The sequence below is a fragment of the Dyella nitratireducens genome (assembly GCF_014642835.1).
GTDB lineage: Bacteria > Pseudomonadota > Gammaproteobacteria > Xanthomonadales > Rhodanobacteraceae > Dyella_B > Dyella_B nitratireducens.
The window spans coordinates 113,267-128,801 of the sequence record NZ_BMJA01000005.1; the positions used below are offsets into that span (position 1 = coordinate 113,267).

Below are 15,535 nucleotides of genomic sequence, written 5' to 3' on the forward strand. Positions count from 1 at the left end.
CGTATTCATGTGCGCTCTCTTACTCGCCCTCTCCTGCGCGTGGAAGGCCGACGCATAACCCGTAGGTTGGGGTGCAAACCCCAACATCGACGTCTCCATGCAGCATGACGCTGGGGTTTGCACCCCAGCCTACGCATCAATGCACCTCAACGACCACCAACCCTTGCGGCGGAATATCAATCCGTAAGCGACCGTTCTCCAACACTATCGACGACGGCCCAGCCAGTTTGCCCGCATCGCGCAACTGCGCAATCTGCTCGCGACTCGGGAAATCCGGACGCCCCATCTGATCGAACAAGGCCACCGCATTGCCATGGTTTTCATCCAGACGCCACACGGTGGCCTTCGCACCTGTGCCCAGGTGCGACACATCGACGTCGAAGTGCTTGATCGATCCCTGGGGCTCGCCCTTGCTGTACGCGTCGGTGTCACCCACCGGCGGCGCGTAATTCCATAGCGCCAGCACCACCGTGCCGTCGTCACGGCGAGTAGCCAGCGCGCTATTCGAAGATACCGGCAGGCGTGTATCACCCAGGCGATGCAGCATCGCAAACGCGTTGAACGCCGGCTTCTGGATACGATCTGCCGCAATCAGGCCGAAGCCGCCATAGAAGGGATTGCGCACCACACCCTGCTCTTCGAATACATCGGAAAAGCTCCAGTAACTCATGATGTCGACCTTGCCCGCGCATTCGCGGATCGTGTTCGCCATCCACGGACCCATGTAGATCGTGTCGGTGACATTCGGCAGGTTGGCGTAGGAAGCGTTGTATTCGCTGAAAATCAGCGGCAGCTTCGGATACGGCGAAGCTGCGATCTCGCGATGCACCTTGTCGACGGCACGGCACACCATGTCGGCGCGCGGAATGTTTTCTTCGGTCTTGAACACGTTTTGCGCCGTGTCATCGCCATACACATGCGTGCTTACGAAATCCGCTGGCACCTTCGCAGTGCGCACATGCATGAGGAAATCCGGCACCCATGCCGCCTGTGCCGTGCTGGGCCCGCCCACGCGGATACGCGGATTCACCGCTTTCAACGTGCGCGCCGTGTTGTCGTACAGCGTGAAATAAGTGGACTGCTCCGGTTTGCCACCCCAGAAAGTGAGGTTTGGCTCATTCCACACTTCGAAATACCAGCTCGACACCTCATCAATGCCGTAGCGTCCGATCAGATGCTCGGCAAAGGCGCGAATCATCGCATCCCACTCGGCGTAATCCTTTGGCGGCATCACGTTCGGGTGATACCAAAAATCATGCTGCTGCGAAGGATCCGAGCTCAGCTCCGGCGGCATGAAGCTCAGCTCGACGAACGGCTTGATGCCACGCTCCAGCAGTCCGTCGTAGATCTGGTCGACGTAGGAGAAGTTGTAGTGGATATGGCCGTCCTTATCACGCGATACCAGGCCCACATCGCGATCGAAGATGCCATGGAAGCGCACGTAGCCGAAGCCGGTGGCCTGATGCACGGCGTCGATGTCCTTGCGGTAATCGTCACGCAGCGCCAGCACCGCGCGGCCCGAGCCGAACATCTGCTCCCAGAAATGCGGGAAGGCCGTGCCCTTCGCGCTGGCGTCGACCTTGATGGCGACCGTGTCGGGCGCCGGTGGCGTTGCAGCGTAGGTAGCGCCGAAAGCCAGCAGCATGGCGAGGCCGAGCTTTGATGCAGTGCGGTGGAACAGTGCGGTAGCGGGCATGGCGAGTCCTTGAGATTTTTGCCGGCATGTAAACGTTTACTTTCACAGGCGCAAGTGTCTTACATATCTGGGCCAGCGTTCAATGCCGCGCCGTAGGTTGGGGTGCAAACCCCAACCTCGTCAGGTTCCACGCATAAAGACGCTGGGGTTTGCACCCCAACCTACGGGTTCAATGCGAGTCTGCTGCCCGCAACACCACATGCTTCGCCTTCTCGGCAGCAAGCCGCAGCAGCGTCACATCACCATAGCGATCGTGATCAATCGCCCAGCCCTCACCCTTCGCCGCCTGCAGCGCGTCCACATTCGCATACGACTTGAGCGATCCTGCCGTGGCAGCCGCCACGCCATGCACTTTCACCAGGTAATACGTCAGTTCGGGCTTGTAGCTGCCATGCGGCGGGTCGATGCTGAACTCGACGCCATCAGTATTGCGCTGTGCGCTGAGCCGCTGGGCATAGTACACGCCGTGTTCGTAGGCATACGTGCTGCCGTCATCATCGTAGTAGTCGAAATGCGTGGCGTGCTCGGCGGGGAACACGTCCACCGTCAGCTCCGTCACGGGCTGCTCACCCACATAATCCATAGCCGGCTGGGTGGGAATGATCGCGCCTTCGCGAATAAACAGCGGGATATCGCCCCACGTCTTGCTATCCACCATGTAGTGGAGGGTCTGCCCTCCCTGGTACACCTTGCCGGTGAAGTAATCGGTCCACTCACCCGCAGGTAGATAGATGTCCTTTTCCGTCTGGCCTTTTTCCACCACCGGCGACACCAGCAGGCCATCGCCGAACATCCAGGCATCCACGTCGTCACGCACTTGCGCGTCGTCGGGATAATCGAAGGTCAGCGGCCGCACGATGCCCACGCCCTCGGTCGTGTCGCCATGCTCATAGCTGTAGATGTAGGGAATCAGCGTATAGCGCAAGCGCATGGCATCGGTCGCGGCTTTTTCGGCGGTGGGCCCGTACGCCCATGGCTGACGCTTTTCGCCCAGCGTGCCGTGCACGCGGAAGATCGGCACGAACGCCGCAAACTCGATCCAGCGTGCGTAGTTTTCATCGTCCGGATGGCCTTTGAAGCCACCGCTGTCCATGCCCCACTTCATTTCGCCCACGTCGATGGCACTGAGCATGCGCTGGCGCTGCGCTGCCATGCTGTCGAAGCCCGTGTCGATATCGCCGGACCACAACCCGTACGCATAACGCTGTGCGCCGAGGTAGAAATCGCGGTTGATCGACCACACGCGGGTCGGCGTATAGGCGCGCTGCCCGTCGTACAGCGCACGCTGCATGTTGAGGAATTGCGTGTTGCTGTCGGTGTCGTCGGCCTCGTCGTTCCACCAGCCGACAATGCCGGTATCGAACGAGTGCTTCAGCGTGTCATTGAAGAACCACGCGCGCACGGCCGCCTGATCGAAATCCAGCTCGCGCACCGGCTTGAGTGAGAAGTAATCCATGTTCTGCGGGCGGCTGGTCGCCCAGAAACCATGTGCTTCGGCATAGCGCCCTTCGACGGTGTCGACATGGATGCGCGGCTTCATGATGCCGGTCATGTGCATGCCGAGTTCATCCATCATGGCTTTCAGCTTGCCGGTGGGGCCGTCGGGGAATTTTTTCTCGTTCCAGCGGAATTCGCCGTAGCTGTCATCGCCCCATGCCTTCCAGTCGAAGTCGAAGGTGAAGTTGTCGATGGGAATATGCCGGCTGCGGTAGCCATGCACGATGGCCAGGAACTCCTGCTCATCGATACCCCACTGGCTGTTGGTGAAACCCATCGCCCACTTCGGGAACATCGGCGGCGCGCCGCTGAGGATGGCAAGGGCCGCGAAGATTTTCGGCGGCGTGCCGGCGATCACGTCATAACTGATGTCCTCGCGGTTGATGCCGGTAACGTCGATGTGTCCGTCGCTGAGATCGAATTTGGCGCCGACCGTATCGACCAGCACGCCATAACCACGCGTGCTCCATAGGAACGGGCCACCCGGATAGCCTTGCTCACCAGCCTTGGCGATCTGCACGCCCTGGCGCAGTAATCCCTTCTTGGCCGGTTCGAAAGCATCGTAGCCACCGATACCGTAAAGCGGATCGTCGGCCTCATGCTGCAGATCGATATGACGGTCCATCAGCGTGGAAGGGTCCGTCTGCAGCAGAACATGACCTTGCGCATCGGCGATGCTGAGGCGTCCGGTTGGTTTATCCCAGCTAGCGGTCAACTCGCTGCTCGCGACGGAAGCACTATCGGCCGTCGTGTGCACACGCAGATCGGAAAGCGTGTCGCGCGAAGCATGCGGGTCCATCACGATGCCGGGACGCGCACTCACACCGTGCGGCATGCCATGGATCTGCACCACGTTCGGAGCAACGAAGCGTATGGTGATGCGATCACTGCCATGGCTCAGCTCGATGCCGCGTGCATCGGCATGATCGAGCTCGAAGGTCTGCGGGGTTTGATCGGCAAGCGCCGAGTAAGACGTGGAGATCAGCAGGCCACAGAGGGCCAAATTACGCAGGGTTGTCATCCACCATCCTTTCTATTGCAAAGAACCTGGCATTGCGAGCCGCCCGACTATAACCGTACTTCGTCAGGATAGGGGACAAATGCTTGAGCCTCCGAAGCGTCGTTCCTCGCGACAAAGCCAGTCTTTCCTCGACGTCATTCCGGCGAAGGCCGGAATCCATGGCAAGTACGAAGCATGGATTCCGGCCTTCGCCGGAATGACGACTCGCTCTGACACAGGATTAATGCAAACGTCGGCCACGCCAGAGGTACACGCTCACAGGAGAACGACTGTCGCAAACGCCGGCAGCGTCAACTTCCCATTTGCCAGCACCGCGCCACCCGTTTGCAGCAGCACACTGCTAGCGTGCGCATCGCCCGCCAGCTCGAAAACGCGCGCTTTACGCGACAGGTTGTGTACCACCAGCACGCGCGATTGCGTGTCCTGCAGCGTATAGGCCAACATGTGCGGATCGACCACCGGCACGTTTTGCAGTACCCCATCGCGCAGTGCACTCACCTGCTGACGCCAACCAATGAGCCTGCGATACAAATTCAACAGCGAAGCCGGATCGCTGTCCTGAGCTTCCACCGAAATCGACGCATCATCGGTGGTGCTCCAGTCCTTCCAGCTCGCCGTGCCTGGTCCTTTGCCGTTGCGATACCAGCGCATCGGTTCACGAATGTCCTCGTCGGGCTTGGTGCCCTGCATGCCGAGCTCTTCGCCGTAATAGATGAAAGGATGGCCCGGCAGCGTCAGCAGCAACGCGGCAGCAAGACGCATGTGCGCCAGGTTGTCATCCAGCTGGCTCATCACCCGTTCCTGGTCGTGATTGGAGAGGAACGGGGCATCATCGAACTCACCGTTGGCGTGCTGGCGATACGCCGCATAGGTGAATGCCAATCCACGGCCGATGCCGAGATTGCGCTCTTGTTCCACGCTCTCGATCAGCTGCGTCGCAAGCGGAAAATTAAACACCGTATTGAGCGGCCCCATGTACGGCGTCAGGTCATCCGGATTCTGGCGCGCCACTTCGCCGACCAGCCACACACGCGGATTGGTTTTCTCCAGCGCGTGACGATACTCGGCCCACCAGCGCACGTTCTTCTGCAACGCAATCGGATCGCTCATGTCGGTGCGCAGATCATCGTAGATGTGCTGTGCAGCATCCAGGCGAAAACCATCCACACCTAGCCGCAGCCAGAAACGACCCACGTCGACCATTTCTTTGCGGACGGCCAGATTGTCGTAATTGAGATCAGGCATGGCACCGGTGAAAGTGCCTTCGTAATACGCACCATTCGATGCGCGATGCCACGCTGGCCCGCCCACGGCGCTGATCGCCGTCAAATCCGTGCCGGGCTTGGCCCATAGATACCAATCGTGATGCGGGTCCTTCGGGTTCAACGCCGCCTTGAACCAGGGATGCTGGTCACTGGTGTGGTTGATCACCATGTCCATCACCACCTTGATGCCGCGCTTGTGCGCCTCATCCAGCAGCTTTTTGAAATCCTTGAGCGTGCCGTACTGCGGATTGATGCCTTCGTAATCGGTGATGTCGTAGCCGTGGTAACTAGGCGACGGATTGATCGGCATCAGCCAGATGCCGCTGACGCCGAGCGATTTGATGTAATCGAGCTTGGCCGTCACGCCGTTGAGATCGCCGATGCCGTCGCCGTTGGTGTCGTCGAAAGCGCGGACGAAAATCTCGTAGTAAACGCCGGATGCCTGCGCAACCGGTTTGGTCACCGCGGCGTTGTCTTGCGCAAAAGACGGGATCGACAAGAGCGCCAACGCGGCGCACATCGCAAAAGAACGTAAAACGGCTCTGAACTTGGACATAGAGGTCGCCTCCCGGGGATGGAGTGTCGCTGTCACGGCACGGCCGCGCAACGAGGTCGAAGGGGATCGCGCCTGTAAAAGACCCGGCCCTGCAATCGTCCACAGGACCGGGGAGGGAGCGCCTGGCGTCGCTCATAGACGCCAGGCCAAACACTAGCGTACTTAGATTTTGATATTGAAGCCCGCGTAAAGCGTACGTCCGAAGTACTGGATCGTGCCGGTTTCCGAGGAATTGCCGAAATAGGTACGGGTCGGCTGGTTGGTAAGGTTCAGCACCTGGAACAGCAGGGAGACGTTCTTGGTGACGTTGTACGCCGTCTGCAGGTCCCACACCATTTCCGGCGCGAAGTACACGATCTGGTTGGTGACCGCGATCTGCGAGTCGGACACGAACTTCGAGCGGTAGTTACCGGTGAGGTTGGCCGAGAACAGACCGTTGTCGAAGAAGACCTGTGCACTGGCCACGTTGCGTGACAAGCCCGGCAACGCCTGCACCTGCGCCGGACCACCCAGCGTCGAGACTGCGCCGAACGGGCTCTGCGTGAAGGCGTAGTTGGCGCCAAAGCCGAGGCCCGACCAGATACCCGGCAGGAAGTGCGTCTTCTGGAACGACAGCTCCAGACCGCGAATCATGCTGCCCTGCGCGTTGTAGGCGGTCGTGTACGAACCATTCAAGTAGGGCTGGCCGGTCGCAGGATTGTTCGGCACCGTGATGCCGACCGACGCAAAATTGAAGTTGTTGTACGTCACGTTCGTCTGCACAAACGTATCGATGTGCTTGACGAACACGCCGGCCGTGAACAGGCCGCTGGAATTATCGAAGTAGTGTTCGTAATCCAGGTCGTACTGCATCGCGGTCAGCGGGCGCAGCAGCGGGCTGGTGCCGCCCCAGACGTTGTACTGGCCGTTCGTGATGTAAGAGCCTGCGCCGGCCAGCATCGAATCGATCGGCGGGCGCGACAACACCTTGGCGATCGAGAAGCGCGTCTGGTCGTTATCGGTCCAGTGATAGATCAGGTTCATCGACGGCAGCCACTTGGTGTAGGACATGCCGACATTGATCGGGATGAAGTCGTTGGCGACGTAACCGAAACCGTCCGTCATCGGCACGCCCTGACCGGGCTCCACCTCTTGGATGCCAGAGCTGCCTTGCGAGGTATGCGACACACGCAAACCAATATTGCCGGTCAACTCATGGTTCCACAGCGTGGTATCGATGTCGCCCATCAAGAACACGTCGCGCACTTTCTCGTGCACCGTGCCGCTCTGGATGCCCGACCAGCTGTTGTTATCCAAATCGAGCTGGGGGTTGGGATGGATGCCGTACTGGGCAAGAATCGCCGACGTATTGAGCTTGAGGAAACATGGCAGGCCGCTGAACTTGCCCTTCCAGCACACTTGCTGCGTATCGGCGCTGCTGAGCGGCAGCGGCGGCTCTCCGGCTACCGGATAGGAATTCCACTCCGAACCATAGACCCACACGGTACGGTTGGCTTCGAACGTGTGGTTGTTGAGGTAGATGCCAGCCTGAATATCCGTGAAGATCGGATTGCTTTCCAGGTCGTACTGCACGGCCGTACGGAAGGCCCTGTAGCGATCGTGGTAGATGTACGGATAGACGCCATAACGCGACAGCGCCATATCGTTGGGGTTCGTGTAAACACCGGGATTTGAAACCGTTGCCGAACCGACATTGAGGCCGTTGAGCGCGTACGTCACGGACTGATTCATCAGCTTGGGATCAGCGGTACCCAGACCGGTGTATGCGTCAGCCGTGGTATCCACGTTGATCTCGTTGCTCTCGGCATGCGAAAGGGATAGATCCGATTCGACGTGCCACGGGCCACTGTTCCATTTCAGGTTCAGGCCACCGGAAAACACACCGGTGTTGGTGCTGTAGTTGTCGGCCGTCGTCTCGTTGGCGAACTGCACGTTGCTCTGGTTCGGATTGGTGCTGACCGTACCGCCGAGCAGCGTATTGCCGGCGCCGATGATCGGGTTGGTGATGATGGCGTTGTTGCCGTAGAAGTTCTGCGACCGGAAACCATAGCCGTAGTAGTCGTTGTCGAACTTCGAGTAATACATGTCACCGGTGATCTGCAAATGATCCGTCGGCTTCCACACGACGGTCGACAGATAACCCGTGCGGCGCTCGGTACCGCCGTCCTGCTGCAGTTGGATGCCTTCCGGCACGTACGCCTGGGCGCTATTGGGATTATTGGGGTTGAGCGATTGCAAACCGCCGAACGCCTCACCCACGAACTGCTCGGAAACGTGCGGCTGGTAGAGCTGTGCAACACCGATGCCGATGCCCAGGGTGTTATCGAGGAACTTGCCCTGGTAGGCAACGCTGGCACGATAGCCCATCGCATGGTCGCCGACGATGTCATGCGCCTGGCCGTCATAGCTGCCGCGTGCATCGACGTTCAGCGACTGGTCCTTGGGGTTCTCCAGCGGATTGGCCGTCTGCATCGCGATCGTGCAGCCCACACCGCCTTCGATCAACGACGCCTGCGAGGACTTGTACACGGTCGCCATGTTGATCAGCTCAGAAGGATACTGATCGAACTGGATGTAGTTGCTGCCGCTGGTGGAGGGCTGCTCGCGGCCATCCAGCGTGGTTTCGATGAAGTTGCCGGACAAGCCGCGGCAGTTGATCTGCGACGCCTGGCCTGCGATGCGCTCGGCTGAAACGCCGGGCAAGCGCGTCAACGCGTCTGCGATCGACTGGTCGGGCAGACCGCCGATGTCAGCCGCGGTCACGACGTTCTGGATCGTATCGGCGTAGCGCTGGTAATCGATCGACTTCTCGACGCTGCTGCTGAAACCGGTCACCGTCACCGTCGACAAACTCTTGGCCAGCGCCTGCTGGCTCTTCGAATTGGTCGTCGTCTGGCTGGTGCCGCCGCTACCGTTGTTGGTGCTCGCCGTGCTGCTCTGCTGCGACGTGCCCGGCGCAGCCTGCGCACCATTGTCACCCGTCGCGGCCTGCACGCCGAAAGCTACGGTGAGACCTGCCGAAGCCAGAGCCATCACCAGCAAATTACGCTTGAGTATCACGTTCCCCTCCTCCCCAAAACCATTTTTTGTAGGCGTCTCTTCTTGATCGCTCGCCGCCGTATCAATGCTGTTTGCTGGAACGGCAACTTGCACGCGGGCTTGAGACCTGCTGCGTGGAATCATGGTAGGGCGCGTTTTTCCAAGCAGAGCACATCATGCATACGTATTCATACCTACCTGCGGGCAGCACTCATCGCAGCGCAACATGAGTGTCTTGCACGCGTTCGCCATGACGCCTGAACGGCTGAAAATGCCTGCATTACGCGATTTTTACGCAACATGCCGGGAGCATTGCGCACCACTGCAAATGCTTGTCATGCGATTCATATCGCAACCGCAGCACGAATGAATACGTATGCAAATCCTGCAAGCACGCAGAACTGCGCGACTAAGCTGCACCACGCCAACAAGCTCTGCTTCCTACCCGGGAATGTCCGCCTGGTGCATGGGGAATCCTTGCGTTGCCGTCATTCCCACGAACGCGGGAATCCATTAGTTTTGCTTTCGCGGGAATGACGGCAAGGGAACGAAACAGAACTGGCGAGTTTCGGATTCACTAAGGAAAGCGTTTCACATGACCGATGCATCCTGGTGGCGCGGCGCCGTCATCTATCAGATCTATCCACGCAGTTTTCTGGATACCAACGGTGATGGCGTGGGCGACCTGCCGGGCATCATCCAGCGGCTGGATTACGTGGCGAGCCTGGGTGTGGATGCGATCTGGATCGCGCCGTTCTTCCGCTCGCCGATGGCCGATTTCGGCTACGACATTGCCGATTACCGCGACGTCGATCCGCTGTTCGGTACGCTCGAGGATTTCGACCGCCTGCTCGCCAAGGCACATGGCCTCGGCTTGAAAGTGATGATCGACCAGGTGCTCAGCCACACCTCCGATCAGCATGCATGGTTCAAGGAAAGCCGCGAAAACAACGGTAACGGAAAAGCCGACTGGTACGTGTGGGCAGATGCCAAGCCTGATGGCAGTCCGCCGAACAACTGGCTATCGATCTTCGGCGGCTCCGCCTGGCAGTGGGAACCGCGGCGCGGTCAGTATTACCTGCACAACTTTCTTGCCTCGCAACCGGATCTCAATTTCCACCATCCGGAGGTGCGCGCCGCGGTGCTCGACAACGTGCGCTTCTGGCTGGATAAAGGCGTGGATGGCTTGCGCCTGGATGCGATCAATTTCTGCTTCCACGACAAGCAACTGCGCGACAACCCGCCCAAGCCGAAAGAAAAGCGCGTGGGCCGCGGCTTCAGCCCGGACAATCCGTACGCGTTCCAGTACCACCTGTACAACAACACGCAGCCGGAAAATCTCGATTTCCTGCGTGACTTGCGCCACCTGCTCGATCGCTATCCCAACGCCGTAACGCTTGGCGAAATTTCTTCGGAAGATTCGCTGGCGACGATGGCTGAATACACGCGCGGCCATCGCTTGCACATGGGCTACAGCTTTGAATTGCTGAGCAGCGATTACAGCGCCGCATACATTCACCAAACGGTGGCGCAATTGGAGGCGCAGGTAAGCGAAGGCTGGCCCTGCTGGGCCATTTCCAATCATGACGTCGAACGCGTGCTCACACGCTGGGGCAATGGCAATGCGTCGCCACGCCTGGCGAACCTGCTCACTGCCATGCTGTGTTCGCTGCGCGGTTCGGTGTGCGTGTACCAGGGCGAAGAGCTTGGCCTGACCGAAGCGGAGGTACCGTTCGAATCGCTGCGTGATCCGTACGGCATCACCTTCTGGCCGAACTTCAAGGGACGCGACGGCTGCCGCACGCCGATGCCTTGGAATGAAGGTCCGTTCGCGGGTTTCAGCTCGGTGGCACCGTGGCTGCCGATCGATGAGGCCCATAACACGCTGGCCGTGTCGCATCAGGAAGCCGATCCGGATTCGGTGCTGCACGGCTTCCGCCGCTTCATGCGCTGGCGTGCCGCACAGCCTGCGCTGCGGCGTGGCGATATCCGTTTTCTGGATGTGCCGGAGCCAGTGCTGGCCTTCCTGCGCAGTGATGGCAGCGAGCAAGTGCTGGCGGTTTTCAATCTCGGCAAGCAATCGCAGACGGTCAGGTTGCAGGGATACGACGGGGTCACGCCACTGGAAGGGCATGGCTTGCCGCAAGGTGTGTTGCGCAACGGGCAGCTCGAATTGCCCGGACACGGCGTGTTGTTCGCGCGGATCGCCTAAGGACTCGCCGATCCATTCCGGAACCGCTGTCGCAGTGAAAAACCGAGTCGGCGCGCCGGCACCCGACTGGCCTTCCTACTTATTTCCTCGAAAAATCAAGCTACTTGACCGTCTAAATTCACAGGTCCATCACGTTTCTAAGCCTAGGCTTTCACACGCGTAACCACCGGAGACAGGGGGCCGGTGGGCGGGTCTGTTGTGCATCCCCTTTGGTAACTCGGCGGCGCCTCCGACCAGGCGCCTCATGAAAGCTTTACCGTGATATCGCTGCCCAGGCCGGCTGCTTTCGGCATGACATGCAAAACACCGGCAGCGGTGCGATGGCGTACTGATCGACACGGGTTTTCTTTGCAACACGTTATCGGTGATTCCGTTGCGCTCGTTTCTTACCGAGAGAGCCGCCATGAATTACAGCGAATATCTCAAGCCTGTCCGCGCCCCCTTTGAAGTTCGCGCCAGCCGCGCTCCGACGGGATTGAACATGCCGAACCTGTATTACCCCTGGGCCAGCGCTTGCTCGCCACATGCACCCTTTGTGGAAGCCCACATGCAGCAATGGCTGACGCAGCATGGCCTGGTTCCCAACGAGCATTACCGTGCACGCCTGGCACGTGCGAAATTCGGCTGGCTGGCCGCGCGCTGCCATCCGTATGCGTCGATGGAACGGCTGCAGACGATTGCCAATTTCTATGCCTGGTATTTCCTGATCGACGACTGGTTCGTCGGCCATACCGAAAAGGTGTCGACCTACACCATTTCCAATCTCACCGCGGTGATCGACGTGCTCGACTCCAGCCGTACCGGCGAGGAGCCGGTCTACGGTGAAACCGCCTGGGCGGATCTGTGCCGTGATTTGCGCTCAAACATGGCTGACGCGCAATTCGATCGCTTCGCTCACGCCATGCATTTGTGGGTGGGCATGGCAGGCTTGCGCATGCTGGAGCACACGCATGCGCAAGCACCTCAACCGCATCGGCACGAGGCCATCCTGCGTCATGCCGGCGGCTTGTATCCGTGCTTTTACTTGATTGATTTCGCCAATGACCTGCCCCTATCCACGGATGAGCACGATCGGCCGAATGTGCAGCAGCTGCGGCGGCATACCAACCGCATTGTCTGCTGGAGCAGCGACGTGCAGCACCTGGGCATGGACATCCGCCAATCGGCGCCTCGCCGGAACGCCGTAGCGCTTTACACCAGCCAGGGCTACTCACTGCAACACAGCGTGGACCGCGTGAGCGAGCGTATTCGCACGGAACTGGAAGCTTTCCTGCGCACGGCCACCGTGGTAAAGGAAAACGCCGGGCCTGCCCTGTCCCACTACATCAGCGGACTGAAGCACTGGATGAGCGGCTACCGCGACTGGCTGGCCGCGCAGCATGGCACACGGCCATTTGCTGAACCGGACGCGGCCATCACGGCTTGGTAATCCGCACGCCGCATTGTTCACGATGCGGTGCAAAAAAGCCTCGACTGATGCGTATGTAACCAAAAGTCGACTTGCCGAAAGCTAACGTGGTTAAAATCTCGTAGTTCGGCCGGGCGCGCGTATGCCCCCGCCTGGGCGGTTTCAATCGTTACAAGGAAACCCGCCCTGCCACGCGCCCTCCATGCCCCCGCAACCTGCGCGCCCCAAGCGTGCATGGCGAGGCCATGGCAGCCGGCGTTGCTCCGACAACATCGAGGAACCACCTTTTGAATACACCGAACGATACGGCAGCACGACGCAATCCTGGCGTGAGCGGCATGAGCCTGTACGTCCCCCGCCCGCGCGTGTCCCTGCGCGATTGGTGCGAATGGACGGGTAATTCCTGGGACAAGGTTCAGGCCGTGGTAGGCCGCAGCTTCCGCCAACCGGCACCGTATGAAGACGCATACACCATGGCGGCCACCGCCGTGTTGCGGCTGATCCAGCAATACAACATCGATCCGCGCAACGTCGGCCAGCTCGCACTGGGCACCGAAAGCAGCAAGGACAACTCCGCCGGCGCGGTGATCGTGCGCGGCATGGTCGATCGCGAACTGGAACGCCTGGGGCTGCCGCGCCTGTCGCGCCAGATGGAAGTGCCCGAATTCAAGCACGCTTGCCTGGGTGGCGTGTATGCGCTCAAGAGTGCGCTGCGCTACGTAGCGTTTGATGCCAACGGCCGCCAGGCCATCGTGGTGTGCAGCGACATCGCCGCGTATGAGCGTGGCTCCAGCGGTGAGCAGACACAGGGCGCTGGCGCCGTAGCGATGCTGGTGGAAGCGCAGCCGAAGCTGTTCGAGGTGGATCTGGCACACGCCGGCAGCGCCTCGGATTTCCGTGGCCCGGATTTCCGCAAGCCGTTGCTGCGCTACTTCCATCAGGAATACGGCCAGCGCCACCGCCGCCTGCACGACTTCCCGATTTTCAGCGGCAAGTACTCCACCTTTGCCTACCTCGACGAAGTAGGCCAGGCGACGGATGCGATGATCCAGCGGCTGGGCGTGTCGGATCTGGCATTCCTCGACGGCGCGGGCGGGCTGTTCTTCCATCGCCCGTACCACATGATGCCGCTGCAGGCTTTGGCCTTTATCTATGCCCGCGCACTCGCGCGTGCGCCGCAGCCCAACGCCGATTTCCAGGCATTGTGCGAACAGGCCGGCGTGTCGCCGGAAGGCGTGATCGCCGAGTGCCGCAACACACCGGATCTGTTCGGCGAATTCCTGAGCCAGGGCGCCCACGCTGAAGCCCCGCAAGATGCGCATCCGCTCACCACCAAGCTGTCGGGCGTGGCGCGCAAGAGCCCGGCATTCCAGCAATTGCTGGCGACGCGCGTGAACCTGGGCACGGATTGGGCGATGGAGCTGGGTAATCTCTACACCGCCGCACTGCCGGCGTGGATTGCCGCCGGCTTCGAGCAGGCACTGGAAAACAACGTCGAATGGACGGATGCCAAGCTGTATGCCATCGGCTATGGCAGCGGCGATGCGTCCGAGGCGATTCCGCTGCGCGTGGTGCCGGGTTGGCGCGAAGCGGCGGCGAAGATCGGCTTCCGCACCGCCCTGGCCGAGTCCACCGATCTCACCCGCGAACAGTACGAAGCCATGCACGATGGACAGGATGTGGCGCTGGACTGCCCGCCCGTCAACCAGTTCGTCATCGCCCGCACCGGTGACACTTACGAAGCGGCGTTCCAGGATCTGGGCGTGGATTACTACGAGTTCGCGCAGTAATCGCTCCCACTGCCGGGACCGCACGATCCCGGCAACACTTCACTGTTGGACTTCGTGGGTTGGGGTGCAAACCCCAACCTACAAACGCATCGTCCTTTAGCTAGACTCCGCCAGCCACATCGATAAACGAGCGCGGGGATGTTCAAGCTCAAAGGCATTCTGTCCCTCCAGGCAGGCGACCAGACGCTGGGCGGCGCCGATCGCGTCGCGCTGCTGGCCAAGATCAAGGAGACCGGTTCCATCACCGCCGCAGCACGTGCCGTGGGCATGAGCTACAAAGGCGCATGGGATGCGATCGATGCCATGAACAACCTGGCGGATGAGCCCCTGGTCACCCGCGCGGCCGGCGGCAAGGGCGGTGGCGGCACGCGCCTGACCGAACGCGGACAGCGGCTGATCGAAACGTTTGCAGCGCTGGAAGAAGTGCATCGCCGCTTCCTTGAACAATTCGAGACGCTGGCCGAAGCTTCCGCCGACGACATCAAGCTGATCAGGAGCCTTATGTTCCGTACCAGTGCACGCAATCAGCTGTCGGGCCACGTCGTGGCGATCCACAAGGGTGTCGTCAACGACACCGTGGAATTGAAATTGCCTGGCGGCGAACACGTCGTCGCCACGCTTACCTGCGAGAGCACGGAAAACCTGGGCCTGAAAATCGGCAGCGAGGCTATCGCACTGATCAAGGCTTCCTCGGTGCTGCTCGCCCTACCCGACGAGGGCATGCGGCTCTCGGCACGCAATCAATTCCCCGGCACGATCGTGCAAATCGTCGAAGGTCCGGTGAACGCGGATGTACGTGTGCGCCTGACGGGCGGCAGCGTGATGGCGGCCGTCGTCACGACGGAAAGCGTGTCGCAGTTGGGTCTGAAGGAAGGGGTGCCGGTGGTGGCTGTCGTGAAAGCCTCCAGCGTGATGCTCGGGACTACCCGCTAAGCAGCAGTGCTGACATGCCAAACCGTAAATAGGGCTTCGCCGAAAACCGTCATATACTCGTCTACATAACGCCGAGACGGGGGACAGAGGGCTCGGCAATCGCTCACTTCGGACGGGG

Annotated in this window: 8 protein-coding genes; 4 read left to right on the top strand and 4 right to left on the bottom strand. The window is 60.3% G+C overall.

Features of this window, described 5'->3' with window-relative positions; genetic code table 11:
* Positions 1-136 precede the first annotated feature (136 nt).
* The 4 genes from IEX75_RS20875 to IEX75_RS20890 form a co-directional block, all read right to left on the bottom strand.
* The gene (locus tag IEX75_RS20875) at positions 137-1,696 is read right to left on the bottom strand and encodes a GH39 family glycosyl hydrolase (RefSeq protein WP_188797391.1); all 1,560 of its coding nucleotides are present in this window, start codon (positions 1,694-1,696) and stop codon (positions 137-139) included.
* Between the two features lie 169 nt (positions 1,697-1,865).
* Entirely contained in the window at positions 1,866-4,214 is a 2,349-nt protein-coding gene (locus IEX75_RS20880) for a glycoside hydrolase family 31 protein (RefSeq protein ID WP_188797393.1), read from the bottom strand.
* 255 nt (positions 4,215-4,469) lie between these two features.
* Entirely contained in the window at positions 4,470-6,035 is a 1,566-nt protein-coding gene (locus tag IEX75_RS20885; RefSeq protein WP_229721004.1) for an alpha-amylase family glycosyl hydrolase, read from the bottom strand.
* Between the two features lie 162 nt (positions 6,036-6,197).
* Positions 6,198-9,095, bottom strand: a complete 2,898-nt coding sequence (locus tag IEX75_RS20890; RefSeq protein ID WP_188797395.1) for a TonB-dependent receptor — start codon at positions 9,093-9,095, stop codon at positions 6,198-6,200.
* Positions 9,096-9,669: 574 nt separating this feature from the next.
* Between IEX75_RS20890 and IEX75_RS20895 the strand changes: the two genes are divergently transcribed.
* The 4 genes from IEX75_RS20895 to IEX75_RS20910 all read left to right on the top strand — a co-directional run bounded on the left by IEX75_RS20895 (position 9,670) and on the right by IEX75_RS20910 (position 15,417).
* A complete protein-coding gene (locus tag IEX75_RS20895) occupies positions 9,670-11,286 on the top strand; it encodes an alpha-glucosidase family protein (RefSeq protein WP_188797397.1) in 1,617 nt (538 codons plus the stop codon).
* 403 nt (positions 11,287-11,689) lie between these two features.
* On the top strand, positions 11,690-12,715 hold the full coding sequence (locus tag IEX75_RS20900; RefSeq protein ID WP_188797399.1) for a terpene synthase family protein: 1,026 nt from the start codon (positions 11,690-11,692) through the stop codon (positions 12,713-12,715).
* A 266-nt stretch (positions 12,716-12,981) separates the two neighbouring features.
* Positions 12,982-14,484 (top strand): hypothetical protein, encoded by a 1,503-nt coding sequence (locus tag IEX75_RS20905; protein ID WP_229721005.1) that lies wholly within the window; start codon positions 12,982-12,984, stop codon positions 14,482-14,484.
* A gap of 138 nt (positions 14,485-14,622) precedes the next feature.
* Positions 14,623-15,417 (top strand): TOBE domain-containing protein, encoded by a 795-nt coding sequence (locus IEX75_RS20910; protein WP_188797403.1) that lies wholly within the window; start codon positions 14,623-14,625, stop codon positions 15,415-15,417.
* The last annotated feature ends 118 nt before the right edge of the window (positions 15,418-15,535 follow it).